This is a genomic window from Pseudoalteromonas sp. SMS1, assembly GCF_021530565.1.
Classification (GTDB): domain Bacteria; phylum Pseudomonadota; class Gammaproteobacteria; order Enterobacterales; family Alteromonadaceae; genus Pseudoalteromonas.
The window spans coordinates 119,204-139,476 of record NZ_JAKGBI010000013.1; the positions used below are offsets into that span (position 1 = coordinate 119,204).

Below are 20,273 nucleotides of genomic sequence, written 5' to 3' on the forward strand. Positions count from 1 at the left end.
TATTATTAAAAGTAAATCATTAGCCAATAGTTGCAATAAATTCTTAGAATTTAAAGTGTTTATTTACAAATAAGATACAAAAATACCAAAAAGTAGTGATTTAATCCGATTCAAGCTCCGAAAACATCTCTTCTAGCTCCTCTTCTGAAAGACCCATAAAATCTAAAACCTCATCACTGATGGCACTCCATTCTTCATCGGGCAAGAGCATGCTCTCGTTTTGAGCGATAAAGTTGCCATGACGTGCGAGTTTTAAAATGGACAATAGTTCAAGGCTAATAGCGTCTAGCTCGCCTGATTGAAAGATGCCATTGACGTCATGTTGATAGTAAATGACATTGATCATTGGCTTGGGCAGTGTCCATTGCTGGGCGAGTAATGCCCCAATCGTTGCGTGGCTGGTGTTATATTTTTCAAATTCAAACGCAGCTGCCTTAGTCCAGCCCTCACTTTTGGCTGTATTTAAAACCAATTCATAATCATCAAAGTGCACGCATAACAAAGGAATTCCAACGGTATGAAATAGGCCAAGCATATAGGCATGATTGGCCAGCGCGGGCTTATTTAACTTAATACACAGTGTTGAACAAAGTTGCGCAATGTCACTTTGTTCAGACCAAAAATTTTCAAGCGATTTAGGGGTATCAACAGTGGCTTTAACGGCGACTGCTTTTACCAATGGAATTAATCGCTTTAACCCTAAAATCATAATCGCTTGTTCTAGAGATTCAATCTCTTTAGATCGTCTAAATGCTGCGGAGTTAACAACTTGGAGAATGGCCGCGCTAATTGCAATATCCCCTTGCAATACAGTGGTTATTTTACTGATATTTGGTTCCGGTGATTTTGTTTCTTGAGAAAACTGAACGAGTGCTTCGGGTCGCGGGGGGATAGAAATAGTACGTAAAATTTGTTTTTCTTGTTGAGTTAAAGATATGGCCATAACAACGCTCACTGCATCTTCTTTTTCCTAAAGAATAGTAAAGATTAGTCAAACAGGGAAAACGTGGTTTGGTGTTTAGATATAAAAAAGGCCAGCAATAGCTGGCCTTCATTTAAATTGTATTACGACATTAAGCGTTTTCAATCGCTGAACGTGGGTCTACGTATTCCATGTTGAAGCCTTCAGCAACTTCTTTACATGTTACTTGACCTTTAATCACGTTTAGGCCGTTTAGGAAGTGCTGGTCAGAAAGTAGCGCTTCTTTGTAACCTTGGTTTGCAAGCTTGATGATGTAAGGCAAGGTTGCATTGTTTAATGCGAAAGTAGACGTGCGAGGCACTGCGCCTGGCATGTTCGCTACACAGTAGTGTACAACATCATCAACAATGTAAGTAGGTTCAGCATGCGTAGTTGCTTTAGAAGTAGCAATACAGCCACCTTGGTCGATAGCTACGTCAACAATTGCAGAACCTGGTTTCATAGCCTTGATGTGGTCAGCAGTAACTAGTTTAGGTGCTGCTGCACCAGGGATTAGTACGCCACCAATTACTAGGTCAGCTGCAAGTACGTGCTTTTCAAGTGCGTCTACTGTTGAGTAGATAACTTTAGCTTGGCTACCAAACTGCGCATTTAAGCTACGTAATACGTCGATGTTACGATCTAAAATAGTAACGTCAGCACCCATGCCAACAGCCATCTGTGCTGCGTTGCGACCAACCATACCGCCGCCAATTACAACAACCTTAGCTGGTTCTACGCCTGGTACGCCACCAAGTAGCATGCCGCGACCTTCGTTTGACTTTTCAAGCGCTTGAGCACCTGCTTGAATTGACATGCGGCCAGCAACTTCAGACATTGGTGCAAGAAGAGGTAGACCACCACGTGTGTCAGTCACTGTTTCGTAAGCAATACAGATAGCGCCGCTTTTGATCAGGTCTTCAGTTTGTGGAAGATCAGGTGCTAGGTGAAGGTATGTGAAAAGAATTTGGTCTTCACGTAACATCGCACGCTCAACTGCTTGCGGCTCTTTCACCTTTACAATCATTTCTGCTTTAGCAAATACATCTGCTGCTGTAGGCAGGATTTCAGCGCCTGCTTGAATGTAATCTGCGTCTGTGAAACCAATGCCAATACCAGCATTCGTCTCAACGATAACCTGGTGGCCATGGTTAATTAGTTCACGAACGCTCGCTGGAACCATACCAACACGGTATTCGTGGTTTTTAATTTCTTTAGGTACACCAATAATCATAATAAATCGCCTCAATTAAGAACGGATAACATTTTCGACTATTATAATTATGCAAAGCTAGTGTGTCCTACCTTTTTTGTGTTATTTTAAAGTTGAAAAAACTATTAAAACTTAAAGGGCAGGATAAAACACTTTTTATGCATACTCAGCTTGATAGAACTGATAGAAAGATTTTAGTTGAATTACAAAAAGACGGTCGAGTATCCAACGTTGAATTGGCCAAACGTATAGGGTTAAGTGCGACTCCGTGTTTGGAAAGGGTGAAAAAACTCGAACGTGAAGGCTACATTAAAGGATATAAGGCCGTTGTGGACCCAATAAAGCTTGGACAAGGACTATTGGTATTTGTGGAAGTAACAATTAACAAGAACTCTCCGGATGTATTTGAGCAGTTCAATGAAGCCGTAAAACAGCACGACGAGATTATTGAATGTCACTTAGTATCGGGTAACTTTGATTTTTTACTCAAAACCCGAGTAACGGATATGTCAGAATACCGAGGTGTGTTAGGAGAAATCCTACTGAAACTACCAAATATCAATGAAAGTCGTACCTATGTTGTCATGGAAGAGGTAAAAGGGGAGCAAGGAGAGGTGATAAAACCTTGTGCACCTTAAAGAATTTCTTGATATGGTGTACTCTATAATAGATGTTTATAACAAACGATAATACAGGTTGAGTTTAATGCGCTTAAATGGTGTTCAGCGCCTTCTTGAAACAGGTCTCATAGTCAGTACAGCCGCGGCCATTTTTACGCTGTGTGCTCTGATATCATTCGACCCAGCAGATCCTGCTTGGACGCAAGCTGGAGAATTCGTAAAGGTCAATAATATCACTGGCGCAGCAGGAGCTTGGGTTGCCGACATTTTACTTCTGAGTTTTGGCTGGTTAGCATTTTTGGTACCTGCGGCCATGCAATTGTTTGGGTATTTGATTTTCAAAAAACCACACAAGTTGCTGCAACTAGATTACACCACATTAGGTCTTAGGCTAATAGGCGCAACGTTGTTTATTACATCAGCAAGCGCAATCAGTAGCATTAACTTTGACGATATTTATACCTTTTCCTCCGGCGGGGTAGTAGGGGATATCGTGGCAGGTGCCATGATGCCTGCGTTTAATTTTACTGGCACCTCAATTTTACTACTTTGTTTTTTCTTTGCAGGCATCACACTGTTGACGGGAGTGTCTTGGGTTGAGGCGGTTGATTACTTGGGCGAAAAAGTTGTCAATTTCATTAAATTCTTAATTGCTAAATTTAAACAGCGCCAACATAGTTTGGGCCAAACATCGCAACCTCTTGTGCAGTCCGAGGGGATCCAAACGGTCGAAGACATTGACGTTACCGAGCCTAAGGTTACACCTACGCAAGTGGGCGGAGAAACTAAAAATGAGCATGCTCAAAATTCATTTACAGCTGACGATATCATCGACGTTGATGAAGCGGTGCACAGTGCATCTAACGAATCAGACACTGCGCCTCAACCGCTAAAATTAAAAGATAAGTTATTTTCCGCAGTGGGCAAAAAAGCTGAGCCTAAGCCTGAACCTACGCCTATTATTGAACCGAGCTTTAGCGATGATAATCGCGAGCAAGGCGCGCCCGTATCATCGGATGTCTTTGATGAACTAGACCATATTCTAGAGCAAGAGATTAATTTCTCTGCAATTGATGATGAGTCGTTAGATACTGTTGCCGCCCTGAATGCGCTTGATGACGCTGCGGTAAAAGAAGAGCCTATTACGACAGTTGTATCGCCAGCAAGACCCATTAAAGCACAAGAGGCGCAGCCAGAGAAAAAACCGGCTTATCAACCACCACCTTCAGCAAAAGAGCAGTTCGAAGCACTACTAGAGGCGGAGCCGCCAGCAGATCCTTTGCCATCTCTAGATTTACTAGATAGGCCAGATAAAGCTAAGAATCCAATCACAAAAGAAGAGTTAGAGACGGTTTCTCGTTTGGTTGAAGCGAAGCTATTAGACTTTAATATTCAAGCTGCAGTAGTTGGGGTTTACCCAGGGCCCGTTGTTACACGATTTGAGCTAGACCTGGCGCCAGGCATTAAGGTCGCTAAGATAACCGGTTTGGCCAAAGATTTAGCGCGCTCTTTATCGGCGGTTAGTGTACGTGTTGTTGAGGTTATACCAGGCAAAACCTATGTTGGTCTGGAGCTACCGAACAAAAACCGCGAAATCGTGCGGTTATCAGAGGTGATCAATGCTCCCAAATTTGAGCAAAATGCGTCGCCATTAACGATGGTACTCGGAAAAGACATCGCTGGTGAGCCTGTCGTAGCCGATCTTGCTAAGATGCCACATTTACTTGTCGCAGGTACTACCGGCTCAGGTAAGTCAGTTGGCGTTAATGTAATGATATTAAGCTTATTATACAAATCGCCACCTGAAGACGTACGTATGATAATGATCGACCCTAAAATGTTGGAATTATCCGTATATGAAGGGATACCACACTTGCTGTGTGAAGTTGTTACAGATATGAAAGAGGCTGCGAATGCCCTTCGCTGGTGCGTAGGTGAAATGGAGCGCCGCTATAAGCTTATGTCTGCACTGGGTGTCAGAAACCTCAAGGGCTACAACCAAAAAGTAATGGCCGCTAAAGAGGCGGGCCATCCAATTTTGGATCCATTGTTCAAAGACACCGATGGTATGGCGGATGGCCCAGAAGAGCTAGACAAACTACCAAGTATCGTGGTTGTCATTGATGAATTTGCTGACATGATGATGATTGTTGGCAAAAAGGTTGAGGAGCTTATCGCGCGAATTGCGCAAAAAGCACGTGCCGCAGGTATTCATTTGGTCTTAGCAACTCAGCGACCTTCTGTAGATGTTATTACGGGTTTAATTAAAGCCAATATACCAACAAGAATGGCATTCCAAGTTTCTAGTAAAATAGACTCAAGAACCATTCTTGATCAGCAAGGTGCTGAAAACCTACTGGGTATGGGTGATATGCTTTATCTGCCGCCTGGCACAAGTGTACCGATTCGCGTCCATGGTGCCTTTGTGGACGACCATGAAGTGCATGCCGTTGTTAATGACTGGAAAGCAAGAGGCAAGCCGAACTACGTTGAAGACATATTATGTGGTGAAGCAACGGAAGAAATTTTATTGCCAGGTGAACAAGCTGAAGGCGCAGACGAAGAGTCAGATCCTTTGTATGATGAAGCCGTTGCATTTGTAATTGAAACAGGAAAAGTGTCTGTTTCAAGTGTACAGCGTAAATTACGAGTTGGGTATAACCGTGCTGCGCGTCTGGTTGAACAAATGGAAATGTCAGGTGTCGTCAGTGCACCAGGGCATAACGGCGCAAGAGAAGTATTAGTACCGAAAGGTGGAGCAAATTAAAATGAAGTTTAAATCAATAGCCTTAGTACTAGGTGTAACCATTGGTGTAATGTCACAAGCGGTGGCAGGTGATGCGCAAGACTTGCAAGCCAAACTGAAAACATTAAACACTTTTCAAGCTGATTTTACACAGCAAGTGAAGGATGAAGAAGGTGAGTTACTACAAGATGGGGTGGGTAACATTGCACTCAAATACCCATCTAAAATTCGTTGGCAACAAACCGAACCAGATGAGACTTTACTTGTCTCGGATGGTCAAAAGACCTTTTATTTTGACAGTTTCGCAGAACAAGTTACTGTGATGAAAACCGCAGGTTTGATTGACACCACGCCATTTGTGCTATTGACCACACAGGACAAAGCGCAGTGGGAAAAATATAAAGTTGTCAAAATTGATACGGGTTTTCGTGTGTCACCTAAACAAAATGTCGAGTCTCAAGTTGAGTTGCTTGACATCATTTTCAAGCAAAATGGGATTGAAATAGCATCAATAAAGATTAAGGATGCTTCTGGGCAAACATCAACTTTTACTTTTGAAAATGCGCAGTCAAATATTCCGTTAGAGGATGCGTCATTCACCTTTAAGATTCCTCATGGAGTGGTCATAGACGACCAAACTGAAAGTGACTAATTTAGGATTTGATTTTGCACCTGATGTAAGACCTTTGGCCGCTAGAATGCGGCCAAAGTCGTTACAGGGCTATATTGGCCAGACACATATACTTGCCCAAGGCTCAGTGCTTTATCGCGCCATTGAACAAGGTAAATGCCATAGTTTGATCCTGTGGGGACCTCCCGGCGTGGGTAAAACAACACTAGCCCAGATTATCGCGCACCATGCAAATGCGGAGCTGGCAAAATTATCTGCCGTAACGGCTGGCGTTAAAGAGATAAGAGAAGTGGTTTTAGAAGCCAAGAGTCGACTTGCTCAAGCCGGACGTAGGACACTGTTGTTTGTTGATGAAGTTCATCGGTTTAATAAGTCGCAGCAAGACGCATTTTTGCCCCATATTGAAGATGGAACGTTTGTTTTCATAGGGGCGACCACTGAGAATCCATCCTTCGCACTTAATAACGCAATTTTATCCCGAGCACGTGTATATACATTAAAACCGCTCAGTGAAAATGAGCTTGTGACGGCGTTGCATAACGCTTTAAATGAGGACGAACAACTTAGTAAATTGCAAGTTGATATCTCGGCGCAAGCGTTAGAGGTGATCGCACAGGCTGCTGATGGCGATATGCGTAAAGCGCTTAACTTGTTAGAGCAGGCAGTTGACTTAGGTACGCAAATCGAAGAGCGAGTAGAAATAGACAGCAGCGTCATTGAACAGATCCTACCGAGCCATTTGGCAAAATACGATAAAGGTGGTGATATATATTACGATTTGATATCAGCGTTTCATAAGTCGGTTAGGGGCAGCGCACCAGATGCGGCGTTATACTGGTACTGTAGAATACTAGCGGGGGGCGGAGACCCATTATATGTTGCGCGCCGACTACTTGCTATTGCCACTGAAGATATTGGAAATGCTGATCCAAGAGCTATGCAGGTGGCCTTGAATGCTTGGGATATTTATCATCGAGTGGGTCCTGCAGAGGGTGAAAGGGCAATCGCGCAAGCCACGCTATACCTGGCCAGTGCCGCAAAAAGCAATGCCGTTTATACGGCCTTTAAACAGGCAAAACGAGATGCCATGTCTGATCCAGATTTACCCGTACCAGAGCACTTAAGAAATGCACCCACAAAATTAATGAAGGAAATGGGGTTTGGTGAAGCATATCGCTATGCGCACGATGAAAGTGGTGCCTATGCAGCTGGCGAAAATTACTTTCCACAAGCGATTTCTGACAGGCAATATTATTTCCCCACAGATCGTGGTCTAGAGAAGCAAATAACAGATAAACTGAACTACCTTAAATCTCTTGACGCCTCAAGTGAGCAAAAAAGATATGGAAACATGCCGGATAAGTCCTAAATGGAAATGATAAAAACCTACCTAATGATTGCCGCCGGAGGCGCGTTTGGTGCCTGCTTGCGGTTTTTTATTAGTGATATTGTGCTAAAACTCGCTGGTAAGGGATTCCCTTTTGGTACGTTGACCGTTAATATTCTGGGTTCACTGTTGATGGGCATTCTCTACGGATTAATCGAAAAGCAAATAATCGCTGTATCGCCAGCCAAAGCCTTGGTTGGCGTAGGATTTCTAGGTGCTTTGACGACATTTTCGACATTCTCAATGGATAGCTTGTTGTTACTACAGCAAGGACAAATTGTGAAAATGGCACTGAATATCACGTTGAATGTTGTTATATGTATTTTTATGGCCTGGATAGGTCTTTGCTTAGTCATGCAAAAAGGTTAAAAGAACAAACATGTTAGATCCAAAGTTTTTAAGACAAGATATTGAAGAAGCTGCGACGCGCTTAAAAAAACGCGGCTTCGAACTAGATGTTGCTGCAATTAACGCACTTGAAGAGCAGCGTAAAACTCTACAAACAAGAACTCAAGAATTACAGAGTGAGCGTAAAAGCCGTTCCAAAGCAATTGGTCAAGCAAAAGCGAAGGGTGAAGATGTTCAACCTCTATTAGATGCCGTAGCCGACTTAGGTGATCAACTATCTGCTTCCAAAGCCGAGCAAGATAAAATCCTTGCAGAGCTACAAGATATTGCTTTGACGTTACCAAACTTACCTGCTGAAGACGTACCTGCGGGTGCCAATGAGGATGACAACGTTGAAGTCTCTACATGGGGTGAACCGAAGCAGTTTAGTTTTGAGGTGAAAGACCATGTAGACTTGGGCGAAGCGTTAGATAAAGGCTTAGACTTTGAAACCGGTGTGAAGCTGAGTGGTTCACGTTTCACCGTGATGCGTGGTGGCGTCGCTAGAATGCATCGTGCACTGGTGCAATTGATGCTTGATACGCATACAGACAAGAACGGCTACACAGAGATGTATGTACCGTATCTGGTCAATAAAGCGAGCTTGTTCGGTACAGGTCAGCTACCTAAGTTTGCTGGGGACTTGTTCCACACTGAAGTATTAGAAGAAGATCAAGATGGTTACAGCTTAATCCCAACAGCAGAAGTTCCTTTGACAAACTGTGCCCGTGATGAAATCTACGATGAGAAAGAGTTACCAATCCGCATGACTGCACATACACCCTGTTTCAGAAGTGAAGCGGGTAGTTATGGCCGAGATACGCGTGGGCTAATCAGGCAGCATCAATTTGACAAAGTTGAATTAGTACAGCTTGTTAAACCAGAAGACTCAATGAATGCGCTTGAAGAGCTTACCGGTCACGCTGAAGCAATTCTACAGGCATTAGCGCTACCTTATCGTAAAGTTGTGTTATGTACGGGAGATATGGGCTTTGGAGCGGCAAAAACTTACGACCTAGAAGTATGGCTGCCTGCTCAGAACACATACCGTGAAATTTCTTCTTGCTCAAATATGCAAGACTTCCAAGCACGTCGTATGCAAGCCCGCTTCCGTCGTGCAGGTGAAAAGAAGCCTGAGCTATTACACACACTAAATGGTTCAGGTCTTGCGGTTGGTCGTACACTGGTTGCAATATTAGAGAATTATCAACAAGAAGATGGTTCTATTATCGTTCCAGACGCACTCAAACCATATATGGGTGGCTTAGAAGTTCTGAAGTAACTTCCCAAGTTATTGAAATCAGGTCGCTATCTAGCGGCCTTTTTTGTGACAAAATAATGAATGTTTTTTTACAGGTTTTTTGATTTATTTTTATATTTCCATTGGTTTTTTGGGTTTTTTAATCTGTTTTGTGCTTTAAATTTAAATTATCAAACCTTTTTAAGAAAACCCCAGAAAGTTCTTGTCGTTTAATTATTGCATGTATTCGAGATCTATGATTAATTGAATCTTGAGGTTTGGCCATTCCTTCTGAATAAGCATTGCGCGCACACTTTTTGCTGCGAGCAGGATGCGTATTGTTATCATTATTGCAAAAACTAATTTTGATTCTATCCAAAGTAGTTACGCGACATACTGTACAACAGAGATTATCTTTCATGCTGATATCGAACTTTATAGAGGTACTTCTTACTAAAGCAGAGGATAAAACTCAAAGAAGTTGAAAATTACGGTTGCGTTAACTATTTATTAAATGTGGATGTCATAAGACTAAAGCAATCAAAAACTGAAGGTGAGGAATTTACCTATGAAGAGACAGAAAAGAGACCGTTTAGAGAGAGCACACTCACAGGGATTTAAAGCAGGTTTAGCGGGGCGGTCCAAAGATTTATGTCCATATCAGCAAATTGAGCACAGATCAGAATGGTTAGGTGGCTGGCGAGAGGCCATAGACAATCGCAACATGTTTAAAACGTAAAACAACATCGTCATCAAATTTGAGTAATAAAAAAGCCCCTTACATGAGGGGCTTAATTTTTTGTCTGATAAAAGGGGATTTAGAAAGCGCTTGTGTCTTGGAATAGGCCTACTTTCAAATCTTTCGCTTCATAGATAACACGGCCATCTACTTCAACAACACCATCAGCCAAGCCCATAAACAATTTACGCTTGATAACACGTTTCATGTCTACGCGATACGTAACTTTTTTTGCTGTTGGCAAGATTTGTCCCGTGAACTTAACTTCACCTACACCCAGAGCACGCCCTAAACCTGGTCCACCTGACCAACCTAAGAAAAAGCCAACAATTTGCCACATCGCGTCAAGTCCAAGGCAACCAGGCATGACCGGATCACCACGGAAGTGGCAGTCGAAGAACCAAAGATCTGGGTTGATGTCCAACTCAGCGATGATTTGACCTTTACCAAATTCACCGCCGTCTTCGTTGATTTCTACAATGCGATCCATCATCAACATGTTGTCGATAGGTAGTCGGCAATTGTTTTCACCAAACATCTTTCCTTCAGCACAAAGGATTAGTTCTTCTTTTGTATAGCTATTTTTAGGTTCCATAGTATTCATTCTATATTTATTAATTGCGGGTACTCTAGCGTACACTTGTACGCTAAACAACTCTGAACAGTTAAATTTTTACTTAGAATAGTCGTCAAAAGCATTAAAGTTAATTCTCTTTACGATTAACGCGATTTTTGATTGAAAAAACTTTATAATCAGTTTGTTTTGATAGTAATTTAATGGAAGTTTATGATCCTTTTTGTAGATGCCTTAACGGTAATAGATTTTTCTTACTTATGTGCCAAACGTGGAGCGGTTGGCGAAAGTTGGATTGTGGATATGACTTTGCATGGTCAGTTAAATGAAGAGTCTATGGTTTTAGACTTTGCAAAAGTGAAAAAACAGATAAAGCGCATCATCGATAATACAATAGATCATAAATTAGCTATCCCTTCTCAGCTTAATTGCCAGTTTGAACAAAGTGACGGCAGAGTATCGTTCGATTACGAATTTAGTGGTCACCATCTCGCCATGAGTGCTCCAGATGAAGCCGTGTGTGTTGTCGAAGGTACACAGATTGATGAGCAGTCAGTGATTGCTTTTCTGAAAGCGCAGATTTTGCCTCAAATGCCTGATAATGTTAAAGATATTGAAATAAACTTACGTCCTGAAGAAACGACCAGTTTTTACTACCATTACAGTCATGGTTTGAAAAAACATGACGGTAATTGTCAGCGAATTATTCATGGTCACCGCTCATTGATCGGTATTTTCTTCGATGACGTTAGTATGCCTCGATTGCAAAAAGAGTGGTCTCAAAGATGGGAAGACATTTATCTCGGCACGCTAGAAGATAAAATTGAGCATGCTCAACTTAAATATATTTCGGCAAAAGAACAAGATTATGCGTTTGCTTATGAATCTTCTCAAGGCTATTTTGAAATGGTTATAAGTAAAGCTAGGTGTGAAATTTTGCCGTGCGATACGACGGTTGAGTGTATTGCCGAATATCTTGCTGGTGAAATCAAAAATGCTTACCCAGACAAGCAAGTTAAAGTACGTGCTTATGAAGGTGTGGGAAAAGGAGCGATTGCTTATGCATAAACTATTGCTCGCGCTCAGTGCTTGCTTTGCATTGAATGTGCAGGCAGTTGAGTTGAAAGGAAATCTGACTCAAGGTGGTATGGTTACTGGCACGATAGAAGGTGTTAAATCCGTTAAATTTAATGATAGGCCATTGCAAATATCACCCAATGATAAGTTTGTCTTTGGTTTTGGCCGCGATGCCAAGGCAGAACATACCCTTTCTTGGATTGATGAAAGTGGCAAGAAGCATGTGAAGCAGATACTAATAACCAGCCGTGAGTATGACATTGAACGTATTACAGGGGTTGCAAAAAAGTATGTTTCTCCGCCCAAAGAGGTGCTTGAGCGGATCCGTAGTGATGCGGCAAAGGTCAGTGCCGCAAGGGCAAAGGCAAGCTCACTTGAATATTTTGATGACCCTGTTTATCGTCCAGCCAAGGGCAGAATTTCAGGCGTTTATGGTAGTCAAAGATACTTCAATGGGGAGCCAAGAAGGCCTCATTTTGGACTAGATATTGCCAATAAAACGGGGACACCAATTTGGGCGCCGTTGTCAGGCAAAGTTGTATTAGCGGAACCTGACCTCTATTACAGCGGAGGAACGCTAATTCTTGACCACGGTTATGGCATTACCTCGACTTATATTCACATGAATAAGCTGCATGTAAAAGTTGGCGATAAAGTCAATACAGGTGAGCTGATAGGTGATATTGGCGCGACTGGGCGCGTGACAGGCCCTCATTTAGATTGGCGTTTTAATTGGTTTGGGGAGCGTTTAGACCCTGAACTCATAATGATTGATAAATTAGCAAACAGTAATAAGCAGTAAATAATGACAGATTTAGAAAGAGATGCGCTCATTGCACAGCGTATTGAAGATTCAACAACTTCAGTGACTAAAACCGTATTCCCAGGTAGGACGAACCACCACAATACATTATTTGGCGGTGACGCGTTAGCTTGGATGGATGAAGTAGCATTCATTGCTGCAACTCGGTTTTGTCGCAAGCCGCTAGTAACGATTTCTTCTGACCGTGTTGATTTTAAAGAAGCCATTCCTGCAGGAACATTTGCAGAATTAGTGTCAAAAGTTGTTCATGTCGGTAATACTAGCCTTAAAGTTGAAGTGCAGATTTTCCTTGAAACGATGCACAAAGATGACAAGCACCTTGCCATTTCAGGCAATTTCACCTTTGTTGCAGTGGACGACAACCATCGTCCAACACCTGTCGTTTGTGAAAAAATGCTAAACGGCTTTAAATAACGATATGGATTGGGGTATGAACGTATGGGCATATCCCTATTTGACGCGCCTTTCCAACGATGCTAGCAGTACATCTTCACGTTAAGTTTTTTCTATTAAAAACTCCTCTCAAACATCACATTAGCTGTATACCTTCAAACGCTAACTCAACAGATGCAGATTTTTTCATCACGTTGGCACGGCACACCATTTAAAAATGACGGCTCACTGAATAATAATTATTCCTGCTAGAAAATACTGTTCTACACTTATTCGTGGTTGATACTAACGGTTAAGGAGGCAGTGATGATTTCTGTGCATAGAGAATATTGTTTATCAGGTGAGAAAAACCTACACGCGCATGTTGAGGTATATCCAACGGGAACACTTGATATTGATATTATTGAGCTCCATGAGCACCATACGACTAAGTTCAACAACATAAAGTACGAACATAATGGTGTCGATATCGCGCTGAGCGGCAAAGAAGGCGCGGTTACGTGGCAAGTTGTTTTAAGAGAGCGAGACGCTCGTGAATTGTCGCATTTAATTGCTGACGCGAATGAAGAATTCGAAATATTAATGAGAGATCTAGGATAAAAGCATATGTCCTATGTAAGGCGATGTCAGGCGCACATAGGAGTGATAAGTCAATTAGACAAAAAGATGGCAGGAACAAAGCCTGCCATCGTAGTTAAAAGATATAAATTAGAAGAAGTAACGTTTACCATTCCACAGAGGTTTGTTACCAGCGTCTAGGCCAACAAATTGAACGTTGCCCTGAGTGGTGCCTTCAGGTAAAGAAAACTCAACTAACTGTGCTTCTGAGCCATACGCGTAAACATTGATACGTTCTACTTTGACGTTGTTTAGATATACATCAACATGCTCAGTGTTTTTAACTTCAATAGAGAAAACACCGTTTGTTTCAGCAAACTCAGACACGCGAGGTTGCAAGAAGTTTACAGCCGATGCTGTTTGAGGTTGGGTCAATAGGTCGCGTGCGATAGTGGCAAAATTACCCGCATCATTGTCAAGAATGCTGTTTAAGGTTCTTGGTACAACCTGATTTGCAACACAGCCGTAATCTTCGATTAAAGCATTTTGATTGTGGCTATGACGTACCATTTGTCTCCAAGACACCGTCATTTCTTGGTTGTAAGGGAGGTGTTCAAATTTAGGTGCGCCAGCAAAACGAGCAAACACAGAGTGTCTTAATACGTTTGCACCGCCAGCACCCGTTCGTAAGTTCTCACCATAGACCTTCGCAGCGCCATTATCTTGTACGGCACAGGTAAATACATCACCTGAAGAATAAGTCTTGGCATTTGACCAAACACCAACAGGCTTGTAGTAGGATTGACCGAAGTTGTTATTCTGAGCTTTTGTCACATAAGTCGAGGTTGCAGTATATTGTGCATTTGTACCAGCAACGTCAGCCAATACATTGACCCAATTCTCCCCAAGAGTGGAGAAAATTGTTTCGTTCATCAGGTGGTGATTGATGTCTGAATTAATGAAGCGTAGTTCAGTTGGACGTGTTTGTTTTGCAGAGAAAAGTTGAACTAATTCATCTGCATAGATAATGTTGCCACCGGGGTTATTTCTTACGTCAAAGACAAGTGCATCGGTATTAGCGAGTTCATTTTGCATTAGGCTACTGACAATCCAAACCGCGTCTTCTTTTGTAGCGCTAGGGGAGAAGCTATCCAGTTGAATATAGCCAACACTTTGACCGTCAACATTGCGGATAGCCCATGAGATCTCGCTATCAGCTGTTGGTGTAGTTGTGAAAGGTGCTGCATTGTTTTCGTCAAGTTCTGCTTTAATTTCAGCAAACATTTGAGCTTCTAAGTTTGTGCTGTCAGAAACTGATTCCGTCAGCGCATTTGTGTTTCCTGTAGCCGCAGAAGTACGAGGGAGTCTTGCTACCCAAGGCACCACAGTTGTATAGGTTTCACCTGTTGCGTGAGATACAAATTCAATGGTTACCTCATTTTCTTGTGGTACCAGAGAGATAGCATGGCCTTTATATGTGATTGCGCCAAGTGCTCGGACAAATCCTGCATCAGGGTTTGCGCCAAAACCTGCATTGAGGTTTTGCTCTACGACGTCGTAAATAGACACGCCATTGTAAGAGACTACTTTGTCGCCAACTTCAGGCAGTCTAACTCCGCCAACATATGGGATTAGATTTTCAAGTAAGTTAGATACTCGTACTTCCGGGTTGCCCAAAACATCCACCGTTTTACCAAATTCAAACGGTAAAATTGACGCAAAGTTTCTGACGGGGGTTGGGTGGACATACACTAAATGTAGATCACGCTGAGCTTTGAAGATTTTAGTTAAACGTTCATTTAACTGTTGAGAATTTAAAGAGTCAAGATCTGCGATTACATCATTGATTGCATCAACTGGGTTTACGTGGCCTGTTGGTGAAATGCCATAATAGATGTCTTTTGCATAGCGGTGCACATAGAGGCCTTCAAGCAACTGTTTTGCTTGGTTAACAACGGTGAGCTTTTCCTGCTGGGTATATTCTGGATATTGGATTTGATCTCTAGTTTCAGAAAGTAAAGCGTAGTTACTAGCTAAAGCTTGAGAACCGAATGTAAGTGCTAAAGCACTCGCCAAGATAGACTTTTTCATATCTTTTTCCCTAAGGTTGTTTTTGTTGTTCCTGAAATAAAAACCTGTATTTTCAAAAAAAATAACAACCAGTAGGAAAATCCCCATTTTTTTTGCAAATAATTTACATGGTCCAGCTTAAATTAAATCTATTAATCTAATTAAAACAGATATATACATTTGTTATGGTTCCTCAAAATACTTACTAATCAAAATGCTATACATTGTCTAGCTGGCACAATTTAAGGGAGTATCGCTCATGCCCTAGTTTAGTAATACGTAGCGATTAGCTCAATATTAGCTAAGGTTACACAATACATTGGCAGCGTTTTGAATGCTCTAAAGCTCGATAAAACAAACATTAGATAAAAAGAGGGGAACAATGTTAGTACGAATTATTTGCTTGACCATGGCTTTAATTTCTCTTCACGGGTGGGCTAGCCCATGTACAGGTAAAGAATATAAAAGCTTCGATTTTTGGCTTGGAGAGTGGAAAGTCAAATCCGCTGAAAATCAGTTTGCCACGAGTAAAATCAGCAAAATACTCGACGGGTGTGTCATTCTGGAGGAGTATAAAACTGCAACGGGGTTCGCTGGAAAGAGTTTGAACACGTATAGTCCTGCGCTAGGTGTTTGGCATCAAACATGGATGGATAACCAAGGCGGGATGTTAAAGCTCGAGGGAGGAGTAGAAAATGGAAAAATGACCTTAAGAGGCGAAACGCTTGAGAAAAATGGACGTGTAAAAAAGCACGAAATTACTTGGCAAAAACAACATGGAGACAACGTACAGCAAATATGGAGAGCTCAGGTTGGCAAAGAAAAGTGGGTTATATTGTTTTCGGGAATATATTCGAAACGATGAGAGAGGCAAGAATTCAGGAAAGATTAAAATGACTACGTCAACGAGAACCATATCGCCGATATGAATCTAGCTTGTATTTAGTTACGGCGTTCTTGAAAAATGAGGGTTGCTAACTCATCAGCAGGAAAACAGAGCTCGTGTAATCGCAATACCCAAGGTAACTTCAGTTGGTAATAACGACTCGCCGGGAAAAAACAGACAGTGAAAATAATCAAAAACTGAATAGATTGTTTATATTCTATTTTGAACTGCAATTTAGCTGACTTAGAAGGTAGGTTCTTTCACTTGAGTCGTTTAATACGTGGATTCTACTTGTTTACTTTGGTCTTGGTGTGGTTGTGCGCATACGCCATTGGTCAAAAATAGGGGGCATTTAAGCTGTAATTAGCAAACTTTATTAATAATGCATAGCGTAGGACAACTCTACTTACATTAATTCATTGTGATAAATGAATTAATGTAAGTATTCATCTCTTACTCAGGTATAATTCAATAATAGGCATGTGTTTTGTTTTTCTCAATGATGCCATAAAAGTAAGATTGAAGTGTGTAAAGGGAAGTCATGCCAGTATTTGTATTTGTTTTAATTTGTTTAATCGGCATGTTGCATCATTACATTGGCTATAAATTGATCTTGACCAAAAAAGCGTTAGACAAAGTAGAGCCCAAATATCTGCTTGGTAAGTATTGTACTCGTCGGGTTTTGCAAAATTTATGGCACTTCTCAACAGCTTGTTGGTTTGGTTTTGCAGCTTTAATTTTTGTATTGTCACTAGGAGAAGTGCCGGCTAAAGAGACACTCATTATGCTGGTATCTTTTATTTTCTCCATTAGTGGTTGGCTTTCTTCCTCATTCAAGTGTGCTCGAACTATTTACTGGCTCTCATTTATCTTGATCGCGGGCTTAAGTGCAGCGCAAACATAGGACTAATTTGTGGTAAACAGCAACTAGAGTCAAAGGCTCCGTTGCTGTATGCATCGTTTTAGACTATTTTAAAAGTCCCTTTCATGATCGCAAAATGACCTGGAAACGAGCAAAAGAAGTTATATTCTCCATTTTTGTTTAGGCCTTTTGTTGAAAAATTAATTGTGGTTGACTGCCCACCACCAATAACGTCCGTAAATGCGAAAACGCGTTCGTCCCCTGGTTTTACATAGTTATTCTTAACACCAGCTCGCATGCCATCGGAGGCGACTGCTTTAACATTCTTTTTTTCTGTTAACACCCAGTTGTGACCCATTGCGGCAGCAGGTAATTTTCCTGTATGGATAAGTGTTAGCTTGACTTGTTCGCATTTACTCGAGACTGACAGTGTTTTTTTAGAAAACTGCATCATGTCATTGGACTCAATAGATAATTCGCATTCATTGGCAAAGCTATGGAAAGAAGAGAAAGCCATTGCAGCGAGTGCAAATTTAACCAAGTTGTTCATCGATGTTACTCCTTGAATAGAAATTATTTGCATTATCTTGCAAAGCGATACATTAGTAAAATGGTAAATACCCAAAATTGGAAATTGTTTTGAGGGCACTCCGTAATTATCCAATTATCTTTAGTTTTCAATGAAAAAAGTGGATTTACACCGGCTTACAGTATTTGTTGCCCCTACGGCGATGCATATTTGACTGGCGCTCAGTCACTCTGAATAGAGGGAATAGAAAAGTTTTTTGAATGTTACTGTTATTTTTTTCTTTGTTGTCAGTTTGTAATAAAAGTGACGCTTTTTATACCAAATTTGAGCTTATTTCATTTCAAGGGGATTACTCCTCACGGTTTGATTGCAAATGTTAGGCATTATATTTAAATATTTATGAAAAAAGGTTAATGAGGGGTTGCATTGGTAGAATTTAAAGTATACCTTTGTTTGTGAAAGGGGTACAAAAGAACAGCAAGTAGGAAAATTATCGCAGTGGATGCGACAACAATAATAACTATCCACTAAGGAATTAACATGAAAAATACATTTAAGCTAACCTCACTAGCGCTTGCCTTATCTGCACTAACTTCAACAGCTGTACATGCACAAGACACAAAGCAGTATATTTTAAAGCAAAGCGATTTAAGTATTTTTGCACCAGAAACGAGTCGTTTTTCCAGAGCGAATATTGCACTAGATTTTGGTGCAGAGCCAGCTGCGGAAACACTCTCGAATGATGGTTCGGGTACTGTGGTTACAATGGAATTAACACCTGAACAGGTCGCGATGTTGAAAGCTTCAGGGCAGTATCAGTATATCGAGGAAGATTTCGAATACGTGCCTTTTAACGCAACATCTGCTGGCGAAGTCTCACCTTATGGTTTAGCTGAGGTACAAGCGCCACTATTACAAGACACTAACGCTGATTTATTTAAAGTATGTGTTATTGACTCAGGTTATGATTTAGGTCATCCAGACTTACCACAAAACGCGACAGGTTTTACTGACTTGCCGGGTGGCTTAACTTGGTATCAAGATGGGTCTGGCCATGGTACGCATGTCGCAGGCACCATTGTCGCACTTAAAAATGGTACGGGTGTCGTGGGTGTATTACCGAACGATAAAGTTGGAATTCACAATGTCCGAGTTTTCGATAATGATGGAAAGCAGGGCTTGACTTCGCGTATCGCACGCGCCGTAGACAACTGTGTTGAGAATGGCGCAAAAGTTATCAACATGAGCTTAGGGGGCGGCAGCCCAAGTCAATATTTCCAAGAACGACTTCAAGCTGCATATGACAAAGGTGTATTACTTATCGCCGCCGCAGGTAACGATGGCAATGCAACAATGAGTTACCCTGCAAGTTATGATACGGTTGTGTCGGTTGCCAATATAGACGAAAATCGTGTTAAAAACCCATCTTCTCAGTACAATGTGCAAGTAGAGATTGCTGCACCGGGCACAAACGTGTTGTCGACAGTACCACGAGGAACAGGGGTATTAGCTGGTGTAACTGCGGGTGGAGTATTCGTTGACGGCAATGGCATGACTCACTCTGTTGAAGGCAAAGTAAGTGCAGAGTTAGTTGATTGCGGTCAAGGTCTGGCAACGTGTGCAGCAACACAAAGCATTTGTCTAATTGAGCGTGGTGGTGCGTCGTTCAAAGATAAAGCAGCGAATTGCCAAGCGGGTGGGGGTGTCGCTGCAATTGTTTACAACAATGCAGCAGGATCATTTGGCGGTACATTGGGTGAAGGTACACACGGTGTAACGATTCCTGTTATTTCATTATCACAGGAGCAAGGTAACGCACTTAAAACATCGGTTGGTACGTCAGTTGAACTTCAGCTAGAAGCCATTCTTGATTACGCTGAAAAATCAGGTACTTCCATGGCGAGCCCACATGTTGCGGGTGTTGCTGCTTTGGTATGGAGTCAGCATCCAAGCTGTTCGAACATTGATATTCGAAATGCACTTAATGCCACTGCAATTGACTTAGGTACTGCTGGTCGTGATGATGAATACGGTTACGGTCTAGTTCAAGCAAAGGCAGCTTCTGACTATATTGCAACAAATGGCTGTGGTGGTGTACAAGAAAACCAAGCACCAGTAGCAAAATTTACGGCAAATTGTAGCGACTTAGCATGTAGTTTCGACGCAACATCTAGTACAGACGTTGATGGTCGAATCGTAAGTTATGACTGGAATATTGGTGGATTTAATACAACAGGTTCTAAAGTATCACACGCTTTCTCTAATGCTGGCACATATCAAGTGTCTGTCACGGTGACAGATGATGGCGGCGCGACACATAGTGTGAACCAATCAGTTCAGGTTACCGATGGTGTAAACCAAGGTGGGTGTTCAGGTCTTGAAACCTGGTCTGCTTCAAAAGTATATGTTGCGGGTACTAGAGTTTCTTACGAAGGTCGAGAGTACCGTAGTAACTGGTGGAACAGAGGTGCTAACCCAGCTCAAAACTCAAATGTTGGTAACGACTGGAAAGTTTGGACCAACTTGGGACTGTGTCAATAATTTCCTTATTGTATGATTGAGATGTAGAGTTAAAGG

The 20,273-nt window shown here is 41.8% G+C and carries 19 protein-coding genes; 14 read left to right on the plus strand and 5 right to left on the minus strand.

Translation table 11 applies throughout. The features are described 5' to 3' along the window. Positions 1 to 100 precede the first annotated feature (100 nt). Positions 101 to 943 (minus strand): HDOD domain-containing protein, encoded by an 843-nt coding sequence (locus L1286_RS14405; protein WP_235407764.1) that lies wholly within the window; start codon positions 941 to 943, stop codon positions 101 to 103. Positions 944 to 1,073: 130 nt separating this feature from the next. Beyond that, positions 1,074 to 2,195, minus strand: a complete 1,122-nt coding sequence (ald, locus tag L1286_RS14410) for an alanine dehydrogenase (RefSeq protein ID WP_235407765.1) — start codon at positions 2,193 to 2,195, stop codon at positions 1,074 to 1,076. Positions 2,196 to 2,332: 137 nt separating this feature from the next. On the opposite strand from ald, the gene lrp reads away from it, so the two are divergent. The 7 genes from lrp to rmf all read left to right on the plus strand — a co-directional run bounded on the left by lrp (position 2,333) and on the right by rmf (position 9,924). Continuing rightward, the gene (gene lrp / locus L1286_RS14415) at positions 2,333 to 2,812 is read left to right on the plus strand and encodes a leucine-responsive transcriptional regulator Lrp (RefSeq protein WP_235407766.1); all 480 of its coding nucleotides are present in this window, start codon (positions 2,333 to 2,335) and stop codon (positions 2,810 to 2,812) included. 67 nt (positions 2,813 to 2,879) lie between these two features. Beyond that, complete coding sequence (locus L1286_RS14420; RefSeq protein WP_235407767.1) at positions 2,880 to 5,561, plus strand: DNA translocase FtsK; 2,682 nt, start codon at positions 2,880 to 2,882, stop codon at positions 5,559 to 5,561. A 1-nt stretch (position 5,562) separates the two neighbouring features. Further along, positions 5,563 to 6,192 carry an outer membrane lipoprotein chaperone LolA gene (lolA, locus tag L1286_RS14425; protein WP_268832407.1) on the plus strand — a complete coding sequence of 210 codons (630 nt, stop codon included), beginning with the start codon at positions 5,563 to 5,565 and terminating at the stop codon, positions 6,190 to 6,192. After that, positions 6,185 to 7,540 carry a replication-associated recombination protein A gene (locus tag L1286_RS14430; RefSeq protein ID WP_235407768.1) on the plus strand — a complete coding sequence of 452 codons (1,356 nt, stop codon included), beginning with the start codon at positions 6,185 to 6,187 and terminating at the stop codon, positions 7,538 to 7,540. The genes lolA and L1286_RS14430 overlap by 8 nt, the downstream gene beginning before the upstream one ends. Before the next feature lie 6 nt (positions 7,541 to 7,546). Next, positions 7,547 to 7,927 carry a fluoride efflux transporter CrcB gene (gene crcB, locus L1286_RS14435; protein ID WP_235407885.1) on the plus strand — a complete coding sequence of 127 codons (381 nt, stop codon included), beginning with the start codon at positions 7,547 to 7,549 and terminating at the stop codon, positions 7,925 to 7,927. 10 nt (positions 7,928 to 7,937) lie between these two features. After that, positions 7,938 to 9,227 (plus strand): serine--tRNA ligase, encoded by a 1,290-nt coding sequence (serS, locus tag L1286_RS14440; protein WP_235407769.1) that lies wholly within the window; start codon positions 7,938 to 7,940, stop codon positions 9,225 to 9,227. Between the two features lie 526 nt (positions 9,228 to 9,753). Next, positions 9,754 to 9,924, plus strand: a complete 171-nt coding sequence (gene rmf, locus L1286_RS14445; RefSeq protein ID WP_023398857.1) for a ribosome modulation factor — start codon at positions 9,754 to 9,756, stop codon at positions 9,922 to 9,924. Between the two features lie 79 nt (positions 9,925 to 10,003). On the opposite strand, the gene fabA is transcribed toward rmf, so the two are convergent. Beyond that, positions 10,004 to 10,519: a bifunctional 3-hydroxydecanoyl-ACP dehydratase/trans-2-decenoyl-ACP isomerase gene (fabA, locus tag L1286_RS14450; protein WP_046355548.1), complete on the minus strand. Its 516-nt coding sequence runs from the start codon at positions 10,517 to 10,519 to the stop codon at positions 10,004 to 10,006. Between the two features lie 192 nt (positions 10,520 to 10,711). Here fabA and L1286_RS14455 point away from each other — a divergent pair, with 192 nt between their 5' ends. The 4 genes from L1286_RS14455 to L1286_RS14470 all read left to right on the plus strand — a co-directional run bounded on the left by L1286_RS14455 (position 10,712) and on the right by L1286_RS14470 (position 13,391). Then, a complete protein-coding gene (locus tag L1286_RS14455) occupies positions 10,712 to 11,566 on the plus strand; it encodes a 6-carboxytetrahydropterin synthase (protein WP_235407770.1) in 855 nt (284 codons plus the stop codon). Beyond that, a complete protein-coding gene (locus L1286_RS14460) occupies positions 11,559 to 12,377 on the plus strand; it encodes a M23 family metallopeptidase (protein WP_235407771.1) in 819 nt (272 codons plus the stop codon). The genes L1286_RS14455 and L1286_RS14460 overlap by 8 nt, the downstream gene beginning before the upstream one ends. A 3-nt stretch (positions 12,378 to 12,380) precedes the next feature. Then, entirely contained in the window at positions 12,381 to 12,812 is a 432-nt protein-coding gene (locus L1286_RS14465; protein ID WP_235407772.1) for an acyl-CoA thioesterase, read from the plus strand. A 285-nt stretch (positions 12,813 to 13,097) separates the two neighbouring features. Beyond that, positions 13,098 to 13,391: a hypothetical protein gene (locus L1286_RS14470; protein WP_235407773.1), complete on the plus strand. Its 294-nt coding sequence runs from the start codon at positions 13,098 to 13,100 to the stop codon at positions 13,389 to 13,391. 108 nt (positions 13,392 to 13,499) lie between these two features. Here the strand turns inward: L1286_RS14470 and L1286_RS14475 are convergent, their stop codons facing one another. Beyond that, positions 13,500 to 15,440, minus strand: a complete 1,941-nt coding sequence (locus tag L1286_RS14475) for a S41 family peptidase (RefSeq protein ID WP_235407774.1) — start codon at positions 15,438 to 15,440, stop codon at positions 13,500 to 13,502. A 361-nt stretch (positions 15,441 to 15,801) separates the two neighbouring features. Here L1286_RS14475 and L1286_RS14480 point away from each other — a divergent pair, with 361 nt between their 5' ends. Both L1286_RS14480 and L1286_RS14485 read left to right on the plus strand, forming a co-directional pair. Next, positions 15,802 to 16,284, plus strand: a complete 483-nt coding sequence (locus L1286_RS14480; RefSeq protein ID WP_235407775.1) for a hypothetical protein — start codon at positions 15,802 to 15,804, stop codon at positions 16,282 to 16,284. Between the two features lie 562 nt (positions 16,285 to 16,846). Continuing rightward, complete coding sequence (locus L1286_RS14485) at positions 16,847 to 17,209, plus strand: hypothetical protein (RefSeq protein ID WP_235407776.1); 363 nt, start codon at positions 16,847 to 16,849, stop codon at positions 17,207 to 17,209. 58 nt (positions 17,210 to 17,267) lie between these two features. Here L1286_RS14485 and azu read toward each other — a convergent pair whose 3' ends face one another. Next, positions 17,268 to 17,717: an azurin gene (gene azu, locus L1286_RS14490; protein ID WP_235407777.1), complete on the minus strand. Its 450-nt coding sequence runs from the start codon at positions 17,715 to 17,717 to the stop codon at positions 17,268 to 17,270. A 519-nt stretch (positions 17,718 to 18,236) separates the two neighbouring features. Here azu and L1286_RS14495 point away from each other — a divergent pair. Further along, entirely contained in the window at positions 18,237 to 20,237 is a 2,001-nt protein-coding gene (locus L1286_RS14495; RefSeq protein ID WP_235407778.1) for a S8 family serine peptidase, read from the plus strand. The last annotated feature ends 36 nt before the right edge of the window (positions 20,238 to 20,273 follow it).

Bases quoted from the DNA above. Each gene is read 5' to 3' on its own strand.
- L1286_RS14405 (WP_235407764.1), bottom strand. From the start codon at position 943: ATGGCCATATCTTTAACTCAACAAGAAAAACAAATTTTACGTACTATT.
- ald (WP_235407765.1), bottom strand. From the start codon at position 2,195: ATGATTATTGGTGTACCTAAAGAAATTAAAAACCACGAATACCGTGTT.
- lrp (WP_235407766.1), top strand. From the start codon at position 2,333: ATGCATACTCAGCTTGATAGAACTGATAGAAAGATTTTAGTTGAATTA.
- L1286_RS14420 (WP_235407767.1), top strand. From the start codon at position 2,880: ATGCGCTTAAATGGTGTTCAGCGCCTTCTTGAAACAGGTCTCATAGTC.
- lolA (WP_268832407.1), top strand. From the start codon at position 5,563: ATGAAGTTTAAATCAATAGCCTTAGTACTAGGTGTAACCATTGGTGTA.
- crcB (WP_235407885.1), top strand. From the start codon at position 7,547: ATGATAAAAACCTACCTAATGATTGCCGCCGGAGGCGCGTTTGGTGCC.
- serS (WP_235407769.1), top strand. From the start codon at position 7,938: ATGTTAGATCCAAAGTTTTTAAGACAAGATATTGAAGAAGCTGCGACG.
- rmf (WP_023398857.1), top strand. From the start codon at position 9,754: ATGAAGAGACAGAAAAGAGACCGTTTAGAGAGAGCACACTCACAGGGA.
- fabA (WP_046355548.1), bottom strand. From the start codon at position 10,519: ATGGAACCTAAAAATAGCTATACAAAAGAAGAACTAATCCTTTGTGCT.
- L1286_RS14455 (WP_235407770.1), top strand. From the start codon at position 10,712: ATGATCCTTTTTGTAGATGCCTTAACGGTAATAGATTTTTCTTACTTA.
- L1286_RS14460 (WP_235407771.1), top strand. From the start codon at position 11,559: ATGCATAAACTATTGCTCGCGCTCAGTGCTTGCTTTGCATTGAATGTG.
- L1286_RS14465 (WP_235407772.1), top strand. From the start codon at position 12,381: ATGACAGATTTAGAAAGAGATGCGCTCATTGCACAGCGTATTGAAGAT.
- L1286_RS14470 (WP_235407773.1), top strand. From the start codon at position 13,098: ATGATTTCTGTGCATAGAGAATATTGTTTATCAGGTGAGAAAAACCTA.
- L1286_RS14475 (WP_235407774.1), bottom strand. From the start codon at position 15,440: ATGAAAAAGTCTATCTTGGCGAGTGCTTTAGCACTTACATTCGGTTCT.
- L1286_RS14480 (WP_235407775.1), top strand. From the start codon at position 15,802: ATGTTAGTACGAATTATTTGCTTGACCATGGCTTTAATTTCTCTTCAC.
- L1286_RS14485 (WP_235407776.1), top strand. From the start codon at position 16,847: ATGCCAGTATTTGTATTTGTTTTAATTTGTTTAATCGGCATGTTGCAT.
- azu (WP_235407777.1), bottom strand. From the start codon at position 17,717: ATGAACAACTTGGTTAAATTTGCACTCGCTGCAATGGCTTTCTCTTCT.
- L1286_RS14495 (WP_235407778.1), top strand. From the start codon at position 18,237: ATGAAAAATACATTTAAGCTAACCTCACTAGCGCTTGCCTTATCTGCA.